This is a genomic window from Ottowia sp. VDI28, assembly GCF_049532675.1.
Taxonomy (GTDB): domain Bacteria; phylum Pseudomonadota; class Gammaproteobacteria; order Burkholderiales; family Burkholderiaceae_C; genus Ottowia.
Genome location: NZ_CP149820.1, coordinates 4,841,196 through 4,861,443 on the forward strand (window position 1 = coordinate 4,841,196; position 20,248 = coordinate 4,861,443).

The window sequence follows — 20,248 nt, forward strand, 5'->3', positions numbered from 1 at the left end:
AATAGCTGGCGCCGGAGCTGCCCCTCGGCAGCCACGGATGGCTCAGCGACGGTTTCGGCAGCTGGCTCGGTCACTGCGGCAGCGGCTGGACGAGGCCCCTTGATCTTGCGTTTGACCAAAAGCGCCTCTGCTTTGGCCACCAGTTGCTCGCGCACCTTGTCGGCGCTCCAACGCTGCCAGCCCTCGAGTTCGCCAGCCGAGACCAGCGCGGCATGCACACGGGCTTCCAGCGCATCGTCGATCAGGCGGCCATGCGTCTTCAGCGACTGGCGCAATGCCGCCGTGGCGCTGTGCGTATTCTTGGTGTTGCCGCTGGCAACAGCCTGCTCCAGCAGCATGACACCCGCCTCTACGGCCTTGCTAGCCGCGGCGCGCTGCTCGGGATCGATAGCTGGCTTGGCCGGGCGCTCAGGCTTCTCGCTGGCTGCGGGCGCCGCAGGCTCGCCACGGGCGGCACGCAGTTCGTCGGCCCAAACGGGCACTGGCGGCAGGGGCGCGCCAGCATCTTCCGCGGCAGCCACAGTCTGGGAAAGCGCGGCACTGAAGGCGTCCCATACGGCAGCCAGTTGGCTTTGAGCGGCTTCGATCTGTGGCGGATAGCGCATATCTACGCTCGGCCACTGGGGATCGTCCTGCAGCGCGCGCGCCTCGGTACGCCAGCGGTCGACATCGGCCGTGATGCCGGCCTGCGCCGTCTGGGCATCGCGCCAGGGTTTGGTGGACAGCAGCTCGATGCGCTGAGCCAGCAGCAAAGCTGCTTCGCGCTGCACCATGACGCGCTGTTGCAGATCTTCCACTTTCTTGATGCGCTCGACCAGCTCACTGCGCAAGACGGACAAAGGCTCACGCGACAGCGGAGCGCCAGCCTTGGCGGCATCGCGCTGCCAGGCCAGGGCGTCGGCAATATTCAGGCGTGACGATTGCAGCAATGCCTCGGCCTTACCCGCCCATTCGGCCGCCACGGCCTCCTGCCCCTTGGCACGGCGCAGTTCGTCGAGCTTCTCGCGCAGCGCCTTGGCGGCGCCCTTGTCCTTGGCTGAAAGCTCCTTGAATACTTCCTGCATCTGCTCGGCGGAAGGCTCTGTCGTCAGCCACTCCCGCACTCGCTGAGCACGCTCACCCGACGTGGCGGCGGAAAAAGCGCCACCGGTGAGCTCGTCGAGCGGATGTGCTTCCGGTGCCGGCTTGGCGGCTGCCTGCGGCTCTTCGGGCTGGTCTTTAGGGTCGCGAGAGAAGGGAAACATAAGCTTCAAAAATTAATCGCCAAAGCGGTGTGAACCCGATATTTTCGCCGGATTACGCATGTAAGGACTCAAACGGAAAAAGCAACCGCTCAGAAAGCCCGCAGGCTTGCTGTTTCTCCCTCTTGGAGAAAGGGAAAAAGGCTGGCTTTTCTCTCTATTTTGAAGGAAGGTTGACACAAGGTCGCGTTCACCGTCCCGGGAACTGTCGATCCTGGCCAAGAGCCTATCCAGCAGGCATTGTCGCCGCTAAAGCCACTCATGCCCTTGACCGGAATCTGAAGCATGACACATTTTATTCGTCCCACCCCCCGGCGACTCTGCTCCTCACTCTATATACCGGGGGCACCAGGCCCCAGGGGCTCCTCGCCCCTACTACGGGCAGTAACCGGTCCGCAAACAGTGCGTCAAGAGCATATTCGAAGCGCTTTACCGGGCGCTCAGATTCAGCTCAGCCCGCGGCGTCCACTGGGCTGCCTTGCCCTGCGTTCCGGAAGCACTGGCCGCGCTGGCGGCCTCCGCCGCGGCCGCGGGAGCGCCCTTGGCAGCCTCGCCCGTACGCGCGGCCCCAAGGAACAAACGGTCCGCGGGAAGTTTCTTGCTCGTCAGGTAGTCTTTCACCGCCACGCCGCGCTGCACCGCGAGCTGGCGCATGGCATCTTCACCAACACTGATATGGGCCAGCAAAAGCGCCTCCATCTCGGGCACAGATACGTTCTTGGTGATGCCGAGGGCATTGCGTGGTTTGCCAGGCAGATCAGCTCGCCGGTACACCTGCTTGAGCAGGGCGGCGTATTCCTCGTCACCCAGGGCCTGCGCATTGGCTGAAGCGCTGGCCGAAGCCGCACTCGCGGCAGGCAAAGGTGCCGACGCGGCGCCCTGGCCCTTCGGCGCTGCCGCCGCGCCGCTCTCGCCGCGCTTTTCCGCATCCACCAAGGCCTTCAGGCGCTCACGCCGCCAGCCATCGCGCTCAGCCTCCAGGCTGGAGGTCCCCACCACGGTCACTTTCAACGCCGGCCTGTCGCTCAGCGCCTTGGCAATCTTGTCCAGCCGCGAGCGGGCGTCCGCACTCAAGGCCGCACTGCCGGGCGCGAATGGCACGTTGGCCAGATCATCCCCCCTGATCCGCCTCCCAGCGCACGCGCCAGCAAGGTAAATGGTGCGGTAATGGCGCGGCCAATCAGGTTCACGATGGCTTTGAAAATAATCGGGCCGATGCTGAATTGCGGGTCGTTGAGCGACCCGCTGATGGGCAGATCCAGATCGATCACGCCATTGCTATCCGCCAACAGCGCCGTCGCCAGCTTCACGGGCAAGCTGGCCGGAGCACCTTCCACCGCCTCACCAAACTCCAGTTGGTTCAGCACCAGGTTGTTGGTGGCCGTCAGGCGCCCGTCCGGCTGGATGGTGTAACCCACATCCAGGCTCAGCTTGCCACGCTCGATACCGTGGCCGGCATACTTCACCGAATAAGGGGTCAACGGCGGCAGCTCCAGATCGCGCACATGGCCTTTGATATCCAGCGCCAGCGGTTTGGCCAGCGGATTGAGCTTGCCCGTGATCTCCAGTGCAGCGCTGCCTTCGGCCCGCCCTGTCAATTGAAGATCAGCCATTTGCGGCGCAGCGGCTGGCGCCACGGAGGAGAATGCACTCAAACTGCCATTCAGCTCGGTCAAATCCGCCGAGTAATTGGGCCGGATGAATCGATCGGAAAACAGCACTTTGCCATTGGCAAGCTGAATCGGGCCGAAGCGGATCACCGGCGCATTGGGATCGGCCGGGCTCTGCGCCGGGGCGGCCACTGAGGCCGGCGCGGCTGGCTCCGAGGCGCCAGCGGAAAATTCCCCCGATGCAGGCATGTTGCTGGCCATTGGCGAGGGGGCGCCTCCCCCTGCCGAGGCGGCTGAAGCACTTGAAGCCGGCGCAGACTCCGCGCTTTCATCGGACTTCACAATGTCCTGAAGATTGATTCGGCCATTGGGATGAATGATGAGCCGGGCAAAGAAATCCGAAAGCAAGGTGTTCTTCACCTCCACCTGCGCCGGCTTTTCAGGCTCCAGTGCCACCTCCAGGCTGCCAAGCTTGAGCAGCTTCCAACTCAGGAACTCCTCACCCAGGCCACCTGCGTTGGCAGTAGGCGCCACCGGCGCTTGCGAAGCCCCTGCTGTACCGGCAGATGCCACCGCCGTGGTAGTCGTGGTGCCGCCCGGGCTGCGCCGAGTGGTGGTGTCGGCTGGCTTTTCCGGCGCGTTGGCATCGGTAGCCGACGTGGGGCGGCTGTGGGTACGCAACTCTTCCACCAGGGCATCACCGCTCACCTTGACGCGTGGACCCTTCGATGTATCGCTATAGGCTACTTGCCCCTTGAAGCTGGTGTCGGCCCGCAAGATATCGATGTTCAGCGCATCGCCAAAATAGGGCTCGAAAGCATGCACCGGCAGACGCCGCGCATCCACGGCGCCCTGTGCCGCCAGCGGAGCGAGGCCCACCGTACCTTGCCAGGAAAGGCTTCCCGGCTCCGCCCGGCCTGTACCGAGCAGCGCTGACACGGTCACCGGCATGGGCTTGCCGCTGTCGAGATCGATTTTCCTGGCCTCCAGCTTGAGCCTGGTCAGCTCCGCCCTCACTGGGCGGGACATGGCGGCATCGCGCCAGCCAATGGCGCCACCATTCAAAGCGAATGCATCGACCACCACTTTCCATGGCGCGTCGTCCTTCGGACTTCCAGACGATTTGGCGGGCGGCGCCGATTTGGCCTCCTCCTTGGATTGGCGCAGCCAGGATTCGAACATCCAGCGCTTGTCCGCATCGCGCTCCACCCGCAGCTTGGGCTCGGAAATCGAGAGCTTGCCCAAGCTGGCAGCGTGGGTGCGCAAATCTATATGTGCATCCGCCAACTCAATCTGCTTGATAGAAACCAGTTGCCCGTCATTGGAGCGGGACTTCCTGCCACTGGAACGTGACGGCTTTTTCCCGCCGTCGCGTTGTCCTGAAACAGCCGCCGCGCCATCCGCCAGTAACAGATTGCTCAGCACCAGCCGCTCGGAGGTCAGCTTGATCTCAGGTGGCGCCCATTGCAAGCCCAGTTGAGCGTCCAGGTTACCCGTCAGGTTGGGAATCAGGGCTTGCGCAAGATATGGAGAAGCCAAGGCCAGCGGCAACCGGTCTATCCGGGCGGTAACATCGGCCTTCTGGTCAGTGGCCGTGCCCTCGAACGCCAGGGAGGGCGCGCTGCCTCCAGCGGCGGCCTCTTCCGGCTTGGCGCCACGCGGGGCCAGCCGTACTGCGGCTTTTCCGCTTGCATCGGTCAACACAGCAGAGCCCTTGAACGACAGCGGCTTGGCAAAAGGGTAGCCAATGGCTTCGGCCGCCAACTCGAACTCCTCCAATTGCACCTTGGCAGCAGGTATCTGGCCTTCTTCCGTCCCTTCGTCGGTAAAGTGAATCGTGCCCCCGTGCACCGCCAGCTTGTCGATCGCCACTTGCAAGACTGGTGCCTTGTCCGCTTCGGCCCCTCCCTGCGCGCTTGCTTTCGGTGCGGCATCGCTCGCGGCCACCTGGGCTTCAACGGCGACCTTTTCCCCCTCTTCCGTCTTCTCCGCCTTGCCCTCATCCACCGTCACCAGCAGATTGATAAGACCTTTCTTGTCGCGCCGCACAGTGACGTTCGGACCGTTCAACTCCACCGAGGCCAGGCGCACAAGCTGCTCCAGTGGCCGCACCTCGGCCAGCTCGACTTTGAGCGCATCAAAAGCCAGCGCGTCCGCGCCTTGCCCATCGACGGATTTCAGCCCACTGACTTCGAAACGGCCCCCAAGCCGGAGCGAAGGCTTCGGCGTCTGCTCGAACCCGAGGCTCAGATCGGCGTCCAGAGTCGCGGCCTTCAGCTTCAGAGGCAATCCAGCCGGTATGTAGCCGATATAGGGTCCCAGATCCAGCTTGGCGAGCCGCAGCACAGCGCTGGTCTCCAGCGACTCCGCGAAAGGCAATGACTGCGCGGTGGAGTCGAATTGGCTTCCATTGGCGACGAAAGCCAGATGCGGAAGAACCTTGACCTTGATCTTGGACGGCAGGTTGCTGATGAAAGGCAGCGTGAGCCGCAGGTCGCGCACCTCATGCTTGCGGCCGACAGACTTATCGTCAAAGTCGATCGCACCGCCGTTCAGATCAATGTTGTAGACGGCAAAGCGCCCAGGCTCGCTCTCTTTCTCCGGCGGCGGCCCAGCAGACAGGCGCTTCAGAATATCGTCGAAATCGTAGTGCCCTTCGCCCTGGTGGGTCACGTGCAATACCGGTTCATCGATCTGGAGCCCATCGATCACCGGCGCCAAGCGCCATATGGATTCAATATCTGCATTGGCATACAGGCGCTTGAGAGTGAACTGCGGCGTCTGGCCGTCAGCACCGGCTATCGCCAGGTCCTGCGCAGTCAGCTCCAAGGTCCAGGGCTTGAAATCGATGGCACCTATGCTGACCTTGCGGCCCAATTGCTCGCTGGCGATTTTCTCGCCCTGCCACTTGGCCAGCGGCGGCACCACCAACCAGAGCAGCAGCCACAAGCCGAGCAGAACGGCCGCGGCGTAGACAGTCCGGCGAATCCACCGGTTTGCAAGAGTCCCCCTGCGCTCCTTGGTTGGTACAGGTGGGGTCGGGGGGAGATTGTTCGGGCCTTTTTCTTGCATTGCTCCCGCATTGTCCACGCAGACGGCGATCGCGAAATCAAGCGAAAGCAATACAAGTTGCAAATAGCTACGAAATCGAGAAAAAACCCCCGCCTCCGCCGCCAAAAGAAAGCCCGGCGCTGACCTGAAGTCGAGGCGCCGGGCCCTTGGCGGCGTGACAAAAGCGTCAAATGCCACCGGTTCCGCTTCGGGAAGCTTGTTGTTCCCGGAAGACGGTAGAAGGCAAGGTATTGCCTTCAAGGTTTGGCTTGGGGTTTGCCTGTCCGATGTATCAGCTACAGCAGATTGGGGCTCCTTTTTGCCTGGAGTGTCCGAGAACCTCGGACGGCCCCACTGTACCCCGAGCCTGCCGCGAAGCCAAAATGAATATTTCAATCCGGCACCACCGCCGATTGAGCGCCTCAATGCCCCTAAAAAAGTGCTCCGGCAACATCGCTCGCGTGCCTCGGAAATCGGGTTTTCTTATATCGAATTTAGAGTTTTTCATCAGTTTTTATTATTGACTGGGTATTAGAAGCCCTCCTAGAATCGCGGCATCCGACATGAATCCCAGGAATTTTCCTGGTCTGCTGCCGATCCTGGCAGGCCCGTGCGACGAGAAGGACGCAAGCAGCGCCAGTTATTTAAGGCGCGCGGCACGGGCTACATACTGAACCGACCCCCATCGGCGAACATCATTTCTTGTGACTGATGAGCACAGAGTGCCGCAGTCACCGGTGATTCGACGGCGGCAAGATAAGGAATGCTATGACAGCGTCTGGAATCACCGGCCTCGCGCGCGGCTTGCGCACGTTCTGCGGTGATGTAGCTGAAGGTTTTTTGAAATCATGCACAACGGCTTTGCCCTGGTGGGCTTGGCTGTGGTGTTCAGCGTCATCACGCTCGGCACGCGCCCTGACCTACGCCAGCAAGGCGAGGAACGCCTGACGGCGTGGCTGACTGCGCGCCAGGCGGCGGCTTCCGGCATCAAACCGGAACCCGGCGCCATTGAGCGCGCCACAGCCGCCAATCCTGGAGACCTTCCTCGCGAGCAGGCCAATGTGGCCTACTGGATTGCCAAGAAGTACCGCGTTGCGCCTGAGCCCTTGGCGGCGCTGGTAGCCGAAGCCTATGAGGTCGGCCGCAGCGCCCGCCTCGATCCCACACTGATCCTGGCAGTGATGGCTGTCGAATCCAGCTTCAATCCCTTCGCCCAAAGCGCCGTGGGTGCGCAAGGGCTGATGCAGGTGATGACCGAGATTCACTCCGACAAATACGTGCACTTCGGCGGCCAGTACGCGGCATTCGATCCCAAGACCAATCTGCGCGTCGGCGTCAACGTATTGCAGGACTGCATCGCCCGCGCCGGCTCCATCGAAGGCGGCCTGCGCTATTACGTGGGCGCGGCCCATCTGCCAAGTGATGGCGGCTACGCCGAGAAGGTGTTGGCCGAATACGGGCGCCTGAGCCAGGTCGCCAAGGGCCGGCCGCTGCCGGTCATCAACCCGGCGCCGAAACTGCGCGCGGCGACCAAGCCGGCTGCGCCCGTCGCGCCACCGGCGCAACAAACCCCCGCTCCTGCCGACTCTCTAGAAATCGCTGCGCTATCCTGATTCCACGGTGGCCGCTCGTAGAGGCCACCGGATCCACTTGTTCTAGGAAATAGCCGAGGGTCCGAACAGATATTGGAGTACGCCGTCCGGGTTGCGCACCGGCGTGCATTCGATCCCCCAGATACGCTTCATCCGCTCTGGTGTCAGTACTTCGCCCACTGGCCCGAAGCAAGCGGCCTCGCCGTGCGCCAACAAGAGAGCGTCGTCGGCATAGGACAGCGCCAAGTTCAGATCGTGAAGCACGGCCACCACCCCTACGCCCTGGTTATTCGCTCTGTCACGCAACAGACCTAGCGCCTGGTGTTGATGAGCCAGATCCAAAGCCGCCGTAGGTTCGTCCAGCAGCAGCCAGCGCGCCGCCTTGCCAGGCCGCGGGCCCCAGATCTGCGCCAAGGCCCGGGCCAGATGCACGCGTGCCTTCTCCCCGCCCGAAAGCGTGTTGAAGATGCGCGACGACAGCTTGGCCACATCCGTGGCTTCGAGCGCGCGCAAAATGATTCCTGCTTCATCCGCATCAGGTTGCTGGCGGTGAGGATACCGCCCCAGTTCCGCCACCTCATGCACGGTGAAATTGAATGCCACCGCGCTGTCCTGTGGCATCACGGCACGGCGCAATGCCAGCTCGCGAGGAGAAAACGACCGGATTGGCCGCTCATCCAGCAACACCTCGCCGGCGTTGGGCCGTCGCTGGGCAGAGAGCAGTGACAGCAGCGTGGATTTCCCCGCGCCATTGGGACCCAGGATCGCAGTGAAACGGCCCGGCTTCAGCGCCGCCGAAACCCCCTCCAACAGGGTTCGGCCTTCCACCACCACCCGGGCATCGATGCATTGCAAGGTCATACCCGGCTCCTGAAACGGCGCAGCATCAGCAGGAACATCGGTCCGCCAATGAACGCGGTAAGCACCCCCAGCGGCAACTCGGCGGGCTGCACCACAGTGCGCGCCACAGCGTCGGCCACCAGCACCAAGGCTGCACCCAACAGCGCCGAGCCAGGCAGGACCACGCGGTGATCGGGCCCCGCGATCAAGCGCACCCAGTGGGGCGCAATCAGGCCCACGAAGCTGATGATGCCCGTGGTCGCCGTGACCGCGCCCACCGCCAGCGCCGCAATGAGCACCACGGCCCGTTTGGTGCGCTCCACATTCACTCCCAGCAGCGCCGCCTGCGCTTCTCCCAGGGCAATCGCATTGAGCGGCCGGGCGCAAGCCATGGCTGCCGCGCAGGTGGCGGCCACCAGCCCGCTCACCAAAGCCACCGCACTCCACCGCGCGCCGCCCAGGCTGCCCAGCAGCCAGAACTGGATATTGCGCAATTGCTCGTCGGTAGATACGAAATTCAGATAGCCCAGGCCGGCTCCCGCCAACGCGTTCACCGCCACCCCGGCTAGCAGCATCACCCCGATGTTAGTACCCGCAGGCCCCTGCGAGAACAGATAGATCAACAGGGTCACGCCCAGGCCGCCCGCAAAGGCCGACAACATCAATGTCCAGCTGCCCAGGGAGTGTTGCAGTTCGGGAAACCATTTCTGGCCCAGGACGATCGTGACCCCCGCAGCCAGAGCGGCACCACTGCTGATGCCGATCAACCCAGGGTCCGCCAAGGGGTTGCGAAACAAGCCCTGCATCAGAGCGCCCGCCACCGCCAGTCCGGCGCCCGCGGCAACCGCCAGGAGCAGGCGCGGCAACCTGATATTGAAGAACACCAGTTGTTCCGGAGAATCTGTCGTACCACCGGACAAGGCGTTGCCCAGCAACCGCATCAGTTGTCCGGGCGAGATCTGATAGGCCCCGCTAGCCCCACCCCATAGGAAAGCCAGAACCACCAGCAGCAAACCCAACGCCAGCGCGCTGCGGGCCGGCAACCGCGCCGGCACGACTCCGGCGCTCACGTGTAAAGCCGGCTGTGGACTTCCTGCACCGCCTGGGGCAGGCGTGGTCCGAAACTCAGCAGCAAAAGCGCATCCAGAACCACTACCGCGCGCTTGCGGTAAGCCGGCGTCAGCGCCAATTCGGGCCGCTGCCAGAATTTGTCGATACCGCCCAGAGCCTGAATGCCAAGATCCGTAGTGAGAATAAAGTCAGGTGCCGCACCAGCCATCGCCTCGGCCGTCATGGGCCGATAGCCTTTGAAGCCCGAGAGCGGATTCAAGCCACCCGCATAGCGGATCATCGCGTCAGCCGCGGTCTCGAGCCCCGCGACCTGCGGCGAAGGACCGTGCGAGAGGATGAAAAGCACACGCGGCTTGGGCTTGCTTTGCGCGGCCACCTGGCGGGTGACCTGCTCCCATTCGGCATCAAGCCTGGTTTGCAGCTCCCGCGCGGCTTCTTCGCGCTGCGCCGCGCGGCCCACCGCGCTCACCTTGGCCTTCACGTCATTCCAGGTGTGCTCGGTTTTCACCAACTCGACCTTGACCCCGGCGCTGCGCAGTTGATCCAGCACGACCGGCGGCCCGGCCTCGGTGGTGCTGATGACCGCGTCGGGTTTCAGCGACAACACACCTTCTGCCGAAAGCTGGCGCATATAGCCCACTTTAGGTGTCTTTTGGGCCGCCTTCGGATACAGGCTGGTGGTATCGGTGCCCACCAACTGCGCCTCGGCCCCCAAGGCATAGACCACTTCAGTAATCGAGCCATCAATGGTGATCAAGCGCGGCAAATGCGACGGACTCTTTGACAGGGGCGATGGCGCCGGCTGCGCATGCAGCCCGAGCGGCAAGCCGGCAGCCAAAGCGGTTGCCAATACCTGGCGGCGTGAAGGATGTGGCACGCTAACTTCTCTCACTTTACTTTCAGGCAGCAACAGCAGAAGACGGCGCTACTTTGTTCACGATGGCTCGCCAATCTTCGCGCTCAGGCTGCCCTGGCTTGCGAGCGCCAAAGAACATGGCCATCAGCTCACCAGTGCCGTCGAACACTTCGACCGAAGTCACCGTGCCATCGGCAGTGGGCTTTTCCACCACCCAGGCATCCGTAATGGCGTCTTCGCGCATATGCAGGCTGAAATCCGGGTCAAGCACATTGAGCCACTGCGCGCCGCGGATTTCCATGGGCTCCACGCGGGTCACCGGGCCGGTATGGATCTGGATGCAACCAGGGCTGCCCACGAACACCATGATGGGCGAGCCCTCGAATGCAGCTTCCTGCAATAGTTGACGCGCCACAGTCAACGGCGCGCGGCGCGTGAACCTTCCGTCCGCCAGACGGAAGCTCTGCTGCCGCTCTGCCCCGAACTTCTTCAACAACGCGAAGAATTCATGGGTGTCCTTCATGGCCTCCCAATCGGTCAGCAAGCCGCCCGTATCAATGGCACCATCGCTTTTCACAGCTTCAGCAGGCGCGCGCGGCGTGAATTCGGGGCTCAGGGTGGCATCGCCAAAGCGCTGCATCACCGCCTCGAAAGTGCCCCTGTCGGTGGCATCGCGGCAGAACACCTTGTGTACGGCCAAGCCATGCGCATCAAAAAACTGCAGGCTCAAGGCAGCAGGCGTTCCCGGCTGAGACGCTGCTTCGGTCACGGCGAAGCCCGCTTTCCAATGCATGAAGAAAAGACGCAGATCAATCGCCTCGCCCAGCGCCAGGCCTACTGGTCCGGTGGCCGACAGTTTTTCGTATACGCCGGTTTTTTCATGCACCGTGGTTTCGTTGCGGGTCAGCGCCATCACGGGACCACAACCGCCTAGCGCCTGCAGGATCTCCAGCCACACGCCGCGCAGCGGCACGGTTTTCAAGGGCCTTTCGTGGGTGCCCGCATGGGCCGCCAGGGCAGCTCCCTCGCTCACGCCAATCGATTCAGCGGCATCCTTGGCGCGCTTGCCCGAAGCTCGGGCCTCGGCAAAGCGCTCTCGTAAAGTTTCTGCGTTCATGGGTTCAATTAATTGGTTGGATGAAAGCGCCCCCGGCCATGGAAAGTCAGGGGTCAAAAGCCGCATCGCGGCTCAAGCAGACGAGAGACTCAGTTCCCGCTGGCTGGCTGAATGCCGAACTCAAATGTCCAGGTCTGAGCGCCGGAATAGGCCGGCGTGGCCGCTGCATATGCAATGCTGGCCAGGCGCATGCGCGCGTAGCTGTTGCCCTCGCCCGACTTCACCAACGTCCCGGCATCGGCATTGGCACCCAGTTGGTGCTGGCTCAGGCCCGCGGCGGCACCGGCAGCGTCGGTGGGGTAGTAGTTGTACCAACCGAAATTCAGGGCATTCGGGTAGCTCCCAGTGTAGGCGGGCGTGAGCTGAGAACCGATGGAATCCTTCACCCAACCCGAAGCCGAACTGGGACCGGTCAGCGCGCCGGTCAGGTCGCCCAGCGTGTCTGCCAGATTCGTGGTCGCGCTGAACTTGGCCACCACGGGAGTGCCATCGGCGCCATAGAAGCCGGCAGGGGTCTTGCTCAGGTAGCCGCCCACGGTAGCGCTGCCGGAGGTACCCCCATTGAGCTTGACGTTGTAGCGGTTGAAGGCGATTTGCCATGAACCCGATTCGGTGGTGGTGGTCTTGTTCGCCAGGTCGTAGTAGACCCAGCCCTGGGTGGCATCCACCGTAGCGGTATTCACCACTGCAGGATTCGACTCATCGACCCAGCGGAACGACGGCCAGCCGGAAGTGGTGCCCGTGGCGCCACCGTAGTAGCCAGTCATTTGCAATGCGTATACCGCGCCTGCTGCGCCAGTAATGTCCGCCGATGCGCTATTGGTGGTCAACAGGAAGACGCGGAAGTTGGGATGCAGCTGATGCGTGCCCATCAGGTCATACTCAAAGGCGGCGACCTGGATCTCGTTGGTCCCAGCAAAAACACTCTTGGCCGTATCAGCGGCATACAGCGTGGCTGGGATGGCCCCGCCGGTGGGATCGACCAGAGCATCTTCCCATTTGAGCAGATCTGTCCAGGTGTGCGCAAAGGGCGTCCCGAAAGCGCCGCCCTGGCCACTGCCGCTGGGGCCGCTGTTGGTGAAAAGCTCAGCCGAGCGCCCGCCGCTTACCAGCTTGACATCCCAAGTGCCTCCCGAGCAAGCCGCTTCGGCTTTGGTATCGAAGTCATAGCAGACAGACTCGCCCGTGGCAGGCAATACCACTTTCCAAGTCGCGCTCTGCGTGAACTTGTTGGTCACCACGGGCGTCGAGCCGCCGTCGTCGGTTCCATCGGAAGAATCACTGCCGCCGCCGCATGCGGCCAGGCTCATCACGGCCACGGCCACGGGTAAGTATTTGAAGAATCGGGTGTTCATGGTTTTCTGCCTTTTGGTGGTGGTGGTTATCAAAGAGCGTTGCCGAAAGCGAACTTGGCGCCAACGTAGATGTAGCGGCCCGAGATGGGTCCGTAATCACTGGTATTGGAAAAATCGCGCTGGCGGTTGGTCAGGTTGTTGACGCCGAAAAACAGCGTCACTGACCGCCCGATCTTGTGGTTCAGGCTCAGATCGAGCGTGGTCCAGCCTGGCGAGCGCGCCCCCGTGGCGGTATCCACGAGTTCACTGCTCTGGTGGCGCAGGCGCAGGCCCAGCATGGTGTCCTGCTGAATACGCCAGTCAGCGCCCAGCCGCACGATATCCCGAGGCCGGCGAGTGAGCACCTGGCCCGTGGTTTCATCTTTAGTGCTCGTGTAGGTGTAGGCGGCATTGAGCCCCAGCGACGGCGTAGCGCGCCAATTCGCACTGATATCGAAGCCGCTGGTGCGCGCGCGCGCCACGTTGGAGTAGGTGTAGGAAGCAATGCCGTCCACCACCGTGGCGTTGGCCAGATCGGTCTGGATCAGATCGCGCACGCGGTTGTAGAACGCGTTGACGTCGATCGACAGCTTCGATCCCCTGCTGAGAGTGGCGCCTAGCTGGAAGCTATTGGACGACTCGGGTTTGAGATTTGGATTGCCGATCACCCGGTAGCCCAGCGCGCTATGATCAAACAGGTAGTAGCGCTCCTTGAGGTTGGGCACTCTGTAGCCCTGCCCTACGCTGGCGCGGAACACGCCTTTCCAATCTTCACCGTTGAGCAAGTTGGCGCGTACGCTCACCTTGGGTGCCCAGTGGCTGCCAAAATCGGAATCGTTCTGGCCGCGAAGACCCAGCAACACTTCCCAGGTATCGTTCAACAGAATATCGTTCTGAACGAATATCTCGGTGTTGGTACGTTTGGCATCTCCGGCCGTGCCCAACTCGGAGCCTCCATTGACCGTCTGGCCCAGCGTCTCGTGATGCCAATCGGTGCCAATCATCCAGAGCTGACGGCCCCAGGCGGGCAGATCGAGCTGGGTACTCAGATGCTGCATGCGCTGCTTCGAACGGCGGTCGCTGGCCAGCACTTCGTTGGAGTAGCCAGGCGAATGGCTGTCATATTGCTCATTCACGCCCTTGACCTGCGCCCGCATCCCGTTGGCAAAGCGCCAATCCACTCCGCCGCTGACGCGGTCGCGCGTGATGCTCTCCAGCTTGCGCTGCGGCACATTCGCCGGCGGTACAAACAGGTTGTATCGCTGCGTATCATCTTCCGTGTAGTGAGAAGCCTCGAGCCACGCACGCCCATGGCGGCTGGGCAGCCACTCGCCCCGTACGCTTGCCTGCTGGCGCAAGTTGGCATCCCCCTGGCGCGGGTAGGCATCCGGATCCACACCGAAACCCGCGTTGTCCAGCCGATCGCCTGAAACCGACAGACGCCACTTTTCTCCGCCGCCACCGAGATTGAAACGTGCATGGCGGTTATTCGCGCTGAAGGAGCGGCCGCTGTCGTTCTGCTGCCCGTAACTGCCCACATCCACCTGAGCCGTTCCGCCAAAGCCAGCGGCCTGCCGCCGTGTGATCACGTTCACCACCCCGCCCATGGCGGAACTGCCATATTGCGCCGAACTTGCGCCTTTGACGACCTCGATGCGCTCCACGTCATCCAGCAGGTATTGGCTCAGATCAACGGTGGAACTGGTGCTGGCGGTAATGGGCAAACCATCGATCAACACCAGCACCTGGTCAGCGCTCAGGCCCTGCAAGGAAAGCTCATAGCCCGATTTGCCCAATACCTCGCGCAACTGCAACCCTGGCACATTCTCCAGCGCCTGCTTGAGCGTGCTGGCGTTCGTGCGCTCGATTTCTTCCCGTGTGACCACTTCGGTACGTACGGGCGTCTCATCGATCTCGCGTTCGGTTCTCGTCGCCGTGATCACGACCGGCTTGAGGCTGGGCGCCTCAGCACTCGGGACTTCGGATTCCTGCGCCTGAACAGAAGCGATGGCAAGCCAGGGGAGCAACCAGCAGGCAGAACGGGGAAGGGAAGCAAACATGAAGGATGAGCAGCGGATTTCGGCAGCACGCGCGCGCCAAGAGACGCGCATGCTCAGAAAACGAAAGCCTCATTACACGAATGAGAAAGGAAATAGGAATGTCAATAAGAATCATTCCTATTACCAAATATAACATGAATGCTCGCCAACTAAACCCTCGCCATCCAAGATCCTCGGTCGTCGGCTAAACTTGCCAACGTGCGCAACTGGCGATAGGTGTCCTCCAAGGAGGCACCGACGTGGAACCGGGGCAGAACTGCCTCCGAACACCACGGGGGAGCGCGCCGCCGGCAGGCTTTTTCTGCACTGGTGTTCCAGCCGTTCGCCTGGGCAGCCCGCAAGAGACGTTCTTCGTAAGTCATGAAGAGCATCTCTGGGGACGTTCCCTTCCACCGAAGGACTGCCACATCATGTACGACCGCAAAAATCTCATCGAACAAACCGATCCCGATGTCTGGGCCGCCGTTCAGGCCGAGCACCAACGCCAGGAAGATCACATTGAGCTGATCGCCAGCGAAAACTACGCCTCCCCTGCCGTGCTGGCTGCCGCCGGCACGCAGCTCACCAACAAATACGCTGAGGGCTACCCAGGCCGCCGCTACTACGGCGGCTGCGAATACGTCGACGTGGTGGAGCAACTGGCCATCGACCGCGTCAAGCAGCTCTTCGGCGCCGATGCCGCCAACGTCCAGCCCCACTGTGGCGCGTCGGCCAACGAAGCCGTGTTCCTGGCATTCCTGAAGCCCGGCGACACCATCATGGGCATGAGCCTGGCTGAAGGCGGCCACCTCACGCACGGCATGCCTCTCAACATGAGCGGCAAGTGGTTCAACGTCGTCAGCTATGGCCTGAACGCACAGGAAGCCATTGACTACGACGCGATGGAGAAAAAAGCGCACGAGCACAAGCCGAAACTGATCGTTGCCGGTGCCAGCGCCTACTCCCTGTCCATTGATTTCGAGCGCTTCGCCAAGGTAGCCAAGGATGTTGGCGCCGTCTTCATGGTCGACATGGCGCACTACGCCGGCTTGATCGCTGGCGGCCAATACCCCAACCCCGTGCCGCACGCCGACGTGGTCACCAGTACCACGCACAAGAGCCTGCGAGGCCCCCGCTCCGGCTTCATCCTGATGAAGGCCGAGCACGAAAAAGCCATCAACAGCGCTGTGTTCCCCGGCCTGCAAGGCGGCCCGTTGATGCACATCATCGCTGCCAAGGCCATCGCCTTCAAGGAAGCGCTCTCACCCGAGTTCAAGCAGTATGCGCTGCAGGTGCGCAAGAACGCCCAAGTCGTGGCCGAAACGCTGATCCAGCGCGGCCTGCGCATCGTGAGCGGCGGCACCGAAAGCCACGTCATGCTGGTCGATCTGCGCTCCAAGAACATCACCGGCAAGGAAGCTGAAGCTGTTCTCGGTGCCGCGCACATGACGATCAACAAGAACGCCATTCCCAACGACCCGGAGAAGCCCATGGTGACCAGCGGCGTGCGTATCGGCACCCCCGCCATGACCACCCGTGGTTTCAAGGAAGAGGAAGCCCGCATCACCGCCAATCTGGTGGCCGACGTGCTGGACAACCCGCGCGACGAAGCCAACCTGAACACGGTCCGCGCCAAGGTCGCCGAACTGACCAAGCGCTTCCCTGTGTACGGATGAAGCACCCCCTGAGTGGCCTTCGGCGCCTTCCCCTACGCCGGGCGCCCCCTTACTCTTCGGGAGGGGGACAACGCCAATGGCCGGCTCAGGTCCGTCCACGGCGTTCGACGTATGGCCTGCTCTGCGGCCCTTCCGCTCACGCGGCCAGGGCAGATTGCAATGGTTAACCAAGAGGTAAACTGCGGATGAAGTGCCCTTTTTGTGCTCACACCGAGACGCAGGTAGTCGACTCCCGCATCTCCGATGAAGGCGACTTCATCCGCCGCCGCCGCCAATGCGCGCACTGCGCCAAGCGCTTCACGACTTACGAGCGGCCGGACCTCAGCTTTCCTTCCATCGTCAAGAAGGACGGCCGGCGCGTGCCTTACGCGCGAGCCAAGCTCCAGGCCTCACTCGACCTGGCTCTGCGCAAACGCCCGGTCAGCACGGAGCAGCAGGATACCGCCATCGAGCGCATCGAAGAAAAGCTCCTCGCCGCCGCCGCGCGGGAACTCCCCTCCTCCCGCATTGGCGAACTGGTGATGCGAGAGCTCAAGAAGCTCGACAAAGTGGCTTACGTGCGCTTTGCCAGCGTGTACCGCAGCTTCGAGGATATCGACGAGTTTCGTGCGCTGGTGGACGAAGTTCGGCGCTAGTCAGGCCTCCCGCCTCAAATTGCGGTAGCTTTCGCATTGCGGCGGCCATCTGCAGCCGCTATCAGGCCGCCGCCCAGGCTCCACTCCACAACCTTCGCAGAGCCAAAGGCGTAAGGATCATCGCGGACCTTCAATCCGCCCGTCTCGCCCGTCCCTATTCCACACGGATAGTGTTGCTCGATCAGCACCTCGCGTTCGCGGCTCAAGCACCAACGCGGCTGCGCGACGGCTTTTGCGGGCGTCAGCCCCTGATCGACCAGGCCAGAGAGCACTTGAGCGAGCGTAGCCGTCTGGCTCAAGCCCCCGGGGGATGCCAGAGCCCATCTTGGCAAGCCATCACGCATCACGAGCACTGGGCACAGTGTGTGCCGCGGGCGTTTGCCCGGCGCCACGCAATTCGGGCCGCCCGGTACCGCGCTGAAGCCGAGCATGCGATTGTTCATCAGGATACCTGTTTCAGCATCGAGGCACGCTGCACCGAATGGACGGAAGACACTTTGTACCAGCACTGCCAGATTGCCATCGGCATCGCCAGCCACCACACAAGCCGTGCCACCAGGGAGTTCCTGCGGTGTATCGAGGGGCTCGCGCATCGCTTGCCGCATTGCATCCAGCAGAGGGCTTAGCTGGGTTTGGCTCAAGGAGGGCTTGCCGTCATGGACCAGGCCCTCGCCAAGCACGAAGGCTGCGCGCATGGCCTGCAGTTGGGCTTCAAGCCTGGCAGGCGCCGGCAATGACGATGGTACGGTTTCGAGCCCAGCCAGTTGCATCAGGAGCAACAGCCCAAAACTGCTCGGAGGCAGTACGTGCACCTGATGGCCGCGGTAGTGACCTTCCAGCGGTATCGTCCACCGTGCCTGATAACGCCTAAGATCCTCGCGTGTAATCAAGCCGCCAGCGCGCTCCACGAAATCCGAGAAGCGATCCGCCAGTTGTCCATCATAAAATTCGCCGGCACCGTATCGCGCAATGCGGGAAAGGCTTTCTCCGAGCGCGGGCTGGTACAGCATGGGTTCGGCGCCGCCGCCAGCCATGAAAAGCCCCCTGCAACCGGGATCGGCGGCCAGATTGGCACGACACTCAACCACGAACTCGCGCATGCCGGAAGCCCTGGGAATACCGCTCGCAGCACCGCTCACCGCCGCCGAAAGCACATCAGCCCATGCCATCCGGCCAAAGCGGGTATGCAGCAGGCTCCACCCTGAGACGATGCCAGGGACCACCGAAGCTCGCGCGCCCCGCCGCGGAATCCCTTCCGGGAACGCTTCCGGAGTCGCTCCCGAAGGAGCCACTCCCGCGGCGTCAAGGCCGTGAATCATGCCAGTCGCTGCGTCCCGGTAAAGGCCGAGCATGTCGCCACCAATGCTGTTGGCATGCGGAAGCGCCACCGCCAGCATCGCCGATGCCGCGACGGCCGCATCGGCCACGTTGCCGCCCTCCCGCATCACCGCAGAGGCTGCTTCGGCCGCTGCGGGATGCCCAGCAGCCACAGCGAAGCGCCGGCCGCGCGCGAAGCTCGCCGGATATGGGGTTATCGAACTCATCGTCGATCCGTTGCAGCGTAAGGAACGAGTCGCCGTTGAATCTGCTCGACCAGCATGATCGACAGGTATCCGAATAGCGAAATCAGCACGATACCCACGAACATGCGCGAGATGGAGAAGAGCTGCCAGGAAGTCCAGATGTAATAGCCAATCCCGCTTTTGGCGCCAATGAACTCTGAAGCTGCGATCAGCACGAAAGCGTGGCCGATGCCCAGCTTGATACCCGTAAAAATGTTGGGCAGAGTTGCCGGCAGCGCAATGCCCGAAAGCTTCTGCCGGAGCGAAGCCCCTGCGTTGCTCGCCACGTCGAAGTAGATCGGGGGAATCTGCAGCACACCACTCAATGTGCTGAAAAAGACGAGGAAAAACACCCCGATCGCCACAAGCATGAACTTGGAGGCATCGCCCAAACCGAAAAGCAGTAGCAGCAGCGGAAAAATGGCGACCTTCGGCACCGTGTAAAGCGTGCTGAATATTGGCGTGAGCACGAGCCGAGGCCATTTGTACAACCCGAGCCAGAGGCCTAACACTACTGCGGGCAGCATGCCCATCACGAAGCCTATGCCTACTCGCCACAAGGTAGCACGGGTATGTGCAGCAATTTCGCCATTGCCGAGATCCTCCAGGAAGGTATCGAAAATGGCGCTTGGGGGTGGGAAAAAGCGCACGTCAAGCCAGCCCAGTCGGCAAACAGCTTCCCACATTGCAAGCAGCAGTATCGGGCTGAACATGGCCGCGATCTCTGCCAGTTTTTCCGCCCGTGAAGGGCACACAAGCCTGTGCAAGCGATCTGTTTCCTGCTCCACGCCGGCCTCTGTCGAAGACAGCGGCGCGGTGCGCTCCTGCCGGACAGTGCTGGTGGTACTGGCGCTCATGCGGCCTCCCGGTTGTCGTGCGAAAGGCCAAGCAGGCGCCAGATTTCGTAGCTCAACTCACCAAACCGCGGCGAGCGCCGCAATTCGATGACATTGCGCGGACGCTCAAAGGGCACCACGATGTGCTGCAGCATTCGTCCTGGCCGGTGAGACATCACGAGCACGCGGTCAGAAAGCACTAGCGCCTCCTCCACGCTATGCGTGATGAACACCACCGTTTTTCCGCTTCGCTCCCAGACGCGCAGAAGCTCCTGCTGCAGTAACAGACGGGTTTGCTCGTCGAGCGCGCCGAAAGGCTCATCCATGAGCAGCACCGGCCGATCCGCGGCCAGAGCGCGCGCCACCGCGGCACGCTGCTTCATGCCGCCCGAGAGCTGATGCGGATAAGCGCGCCGGAAATCGGCCAGCCCGCACAGTTCAAGCAAGCGCGCCACAGGCTCGGCCCATTGTGCGGCTGCAGCACCCGCGACCCGAAGCGGATAGGCCACGTTCTCTTCCACCGTGAGCCAGGGAAACAGGGATTGGTCCTGAAAGACCATACCCGGCCGCCCGCCGCTCACGGTGATGTCGCCCATGACCACCGACTCCAAGCCCGCGAGCAAGCGCAGCAGCGTACTCTTGCCACAGCCCGAAGGACCGACGATGGAAACGAATTCACCCTCCGCCACTGAAAAGGACACCCCGCTCAAAGCCACCACGGAGCGTTGCTGCCGCTCGTCGTAATAGGCGTGTGAGAGATTCGTGGCCGTGATTGCGCTGCTGGCCAT

Annotated in this window: 13 protein-coding genes and 2 pseudogenes; 3 read left to right on the forward strand and 12 right to left on the reverse strand. The window is 62.4% G+C overall.

From position 1 onward, the window contains the following. Positions 1 to 116: 116 nt before the first annotated feature. From WJU18_RS23080 to WJU18_RS23090, 3 genes and pseudogenes are all read right to left on the reverse strand, one after another. Positions 117 to 1,244: pseudogene (locus tag WJU18_RS23080) on the reverse strand (DUF349 domain-containing protein); the annotation flags it as partial. A 426-nt stretch (positions 1,245 to 1,670) separates the two neighbouring features. After that, positions 1,671 to 2,342 carry a hypothetical protein gene (locus WJU18_RS23085; RefSeq protein WP_423455897.1) on the reverse strand — a complete coding sequence of 224 codons (672 nt, stop codon included), beginning with the start codon at positions 2,340 to 2,342 and terminating at the stop codon, positions 1,671 to 1,673. Further along, a complete protein-coding gene (locus WJU18_RS23090) occupies positions 2,312 to 5,923 on the reverse strand; it encodes a DUF748 domain-containing protein (RefSeq protein ID WP_423455898.1) in 3,612 nt (1,203 codons plus the stop codon). The genes WJU18_RS23085 and WJU18_RS23090 overlap by 31 nt, the downstream gene beginning before the upstream one ends. Positions 5,924 to 6,670: 747 nt before the next feature. On the opposite strand from WJU18_RS23090, the pseudogene WJU18_RS23095 reads away from it, so the two are divergent. Beyond that, positions 6,671 to 7,515: pseudogene (locus WJU18_RS23095) on the forward strand (transglycosylase SLT domain-containing protein). 42 nt (positions 7,516 to 7,557) lie between these two features. On the opposite strand, the gene WJU18_RS23100 reads toward WJU18_RS23095, so the two are convergent. From WJU18_RS23100 to WJU18_RS23125, 6 genes are all read right to left on the reverse strand, one after another. Beyond that, positions 7,558 to 8,355, reverse strand: coding sequence for a heme ABC transporter ATP-binding protein (locus WJU18_RS23100; protein ID WP_423455900.1), 798 nt, complete (start codon positions 8,353 to 8,355; stop codon positions 7,558 to 7,560). Next, positions 8,352 to 9,404: a FecCD family ABC transporter permease gene (locus WJU18_RS23105; protein WP_423455901.1), complete on the reverse strand. Its 1,053-nt coding sequence runs from the start codon at positions 9,402 to 9,404 to the stop codon at positions 8,352 to 8,354. The genes WJU18_RS23100 and WJU18_RS23105 overlap by 4 nt, the downstream gene beginning before the upstream one ends. Beyond that, on the reverse strand, positions 9,401 to 10,282 hold the full coding sequence (locus WJU18_RS23110) for a heme/hemin ABC transporter substrate-binding protein (protein ID WP_423455902.1): 882 nt from the start codon (positions 10,280 to 10,282) through the stop codon (positions 9,401 to 9,403). Before WJU18_RS23110 ends, WJU18_RS23105 begins: the two co-directional genes overlap by 4 nt. A gap of 22 nt (positions 10,283 to 10,304) precedes the next feature. Further along, on the reverse strand, positions 10,305 to 11,378 hold the full coding sequence (locus WJU18_RS23115) for a hemin-degrading factor (RefSeq protein ID WP_423455904.1): 1,074 nt from the start codon (positions 11,376 to 11,378) through the stop codon (positions 10,305 to 10,307). Between the two features lie 89 nt (positions 11,379 to 11,467). Next, entirely contained in the window at positions 11,468 to 12,733 is a 1,266-nt protein-coding gene (locus WJU18_RS23120) for an HmuY family protein (RefSeq protein WP_423455905.1), read from the reverse strand. 29 nt (positions 12,734 to 12,762) lie between these two features. Further along, positions 12,763 to 14,772 carry a TonB-dependent receptor plug domain-containing protein gene (locus WJU18_RS23125; RefSeq protein WP_423455906.1) on the reverse strand — a complete coding sequence of 670 codons (2,010 nt, stop codon included), beginning with the start codon at positions 14,770 to 14,772 and terminating at the stop codon, positions 12,763 to 12,765. Positions 14,773 to 15,182: 410 nt separating this feature from the next. Here WJU18_RS23125 and glyA point away from each other — a divergent pair, with 410 nt between their 5' ends. Both glyA and nrdR read left to right on the forward strand, forming a co-directional pair. Beyond that, a complete protein-coding gene (glyA, locus tag WJU18_RS23130) occupies positions 15,183 to 16,427 on the forward strand; it encodes a serine hydroxymethyltransferase (RefSeq protein WP_423455908.1) in 1,245 nt (414 codons plus the stop codon). 185 nt (positions 16,428 to 16,612) lie between these two features. After that, entirely contained in the window at positions 16,613 to 17,062 is a 450-nt protein-coding gene (gene nrdR, locus WJU18_RS23135; RefSeq protein ID WP_423455910.1) for a transcriptional regulator NrdR, read from the forward strand. 14 nt (positions 17,063 to 17,076) lie between these two features. On the opposite strand, the gene WJU18_RS23140 is transcribed toward nrdR, so the two are convergent. The 3 genes from WJU18_RS23140 to WJU18_RS23150 are packed head-to-tail and all read right to left on the reverse strand — an operon-like array spanning position 17,077 to position 20,248. Beyond that, positions 17,077 to 18,606, reverse strand: a complete 1,530-nt coding sequence (locus WJU18_RS23140) for a gamma-glutamyltransferase (protein ID WP_423455911.1) — start codon at positions 18,604 to 18,606, stop codon at positions 17,077 to 17,079. Next, positions 18,603 to 19,481 carry an ABC transporter permease gene (locus tag WJU18_RS23145; protein ID WP_423455912.1) on the reverse strand — a complete coding sequence of 293 codons (879 nt, stop codon included), beginning with the start codon at positions 19,479 to 19,481 and terminating at the stop codon, positions 18,603 to 18,605. Before WJU18_RS23145 ends, WJU18_RS23140 begins: the two co-directional genes overlap by 4 nt. Beyond that, positions 19,478 to 20,248, reverse strand: coding sequence for an ABC transporter ATP-binding protein (locus WJU18_RS23150; protein ID WP_423455914.1), 771 nt, complete (start codon positions 20,246 to 20,248; stop codon positions 19,478 to 19,480). Before WJU18_RS23150 ends, WJU18_RS23145 begins: the two co-directional genes overlap by 4 nt.

What these genes read in the sequence shown, in the direction of transcription:
- WJU18_RS23100 (WP_423455900.1), bottom strand. Translation starts at nt 8,355, where the DNA reads ATGACCTTGCAATGCATCGATGCCCGGGTGGTGGTGGAAGGCCGAACC.
- WJU18_RS23145 (WP_423455912.1), bottom strand. Translation starts at nt 19,481, where the DNA reads ATGAGCGCCAGTACCACCAGCACTGTCCGGCAGGAGCGCACCGCGCCG.
- glyA (WP_423455908.1), top strand. Translation starts at nt 15,183, where the DNA reads ATGTACGACCGCAAAAATCTCATCGAACAAACCGATCCCGATGTCTGG.
- WJU18_RS23125 (WP_423455906.1), bottom strand. Translation starts at nt 14,772, where the DNA reads ATGTTTGCTTCCCTTCCCCGTTCTGCCTGCTGGTTGCTCCCCTGGCTT.
- WJU18_RS23115 (WP_423455904.1), bottom strand. Translation starts at nt 11,378, where the DNA reads ATGAACGCAGAAACTTTACGAGAGCGCTTTGCCGAGGCCCGAGCTTCG.
- WJU18_RS23120 (WP_423455905.1), bottom strand. Translation starts at nt 12,733, where the DNA reads ATGAACACCCGATTCTTCAAATACTTACCCGTGGCCGTGGCCGTGATG.
- WJU18_RS23140 (WP_423455911.1), bottom strand. Translation starts at nt 18,606, where the DNA reads ATGAGTTCGATAACCCCATATCCGGCGAGCTTCGCGCGCGGCCGGCGC.
- nrdR (WP_423455910.1), top strand. Translation starts at nt 16,613, where the DNA reads ATGAAGTGCCCTTTTTGTGCTCACACCGAGACGCAGGTAGTCGACTCC.
- WJU18_RS23150 (WP_423455914.1), bottom strand. Translation starts at nt 20,248, where the DNA reads ATGGCCAGCAGCGCAATCACGGCCACGAATCTCTCACACGCCTATTAC.
- WJU18_RS23090 (WP_423455898.1), bottom strand. Translation starts at nt 5,923, where the DNA reads ATGCAAGAAAAAGGCCCGAACAATCTCCCCCCGACCCCACCTGTACCA.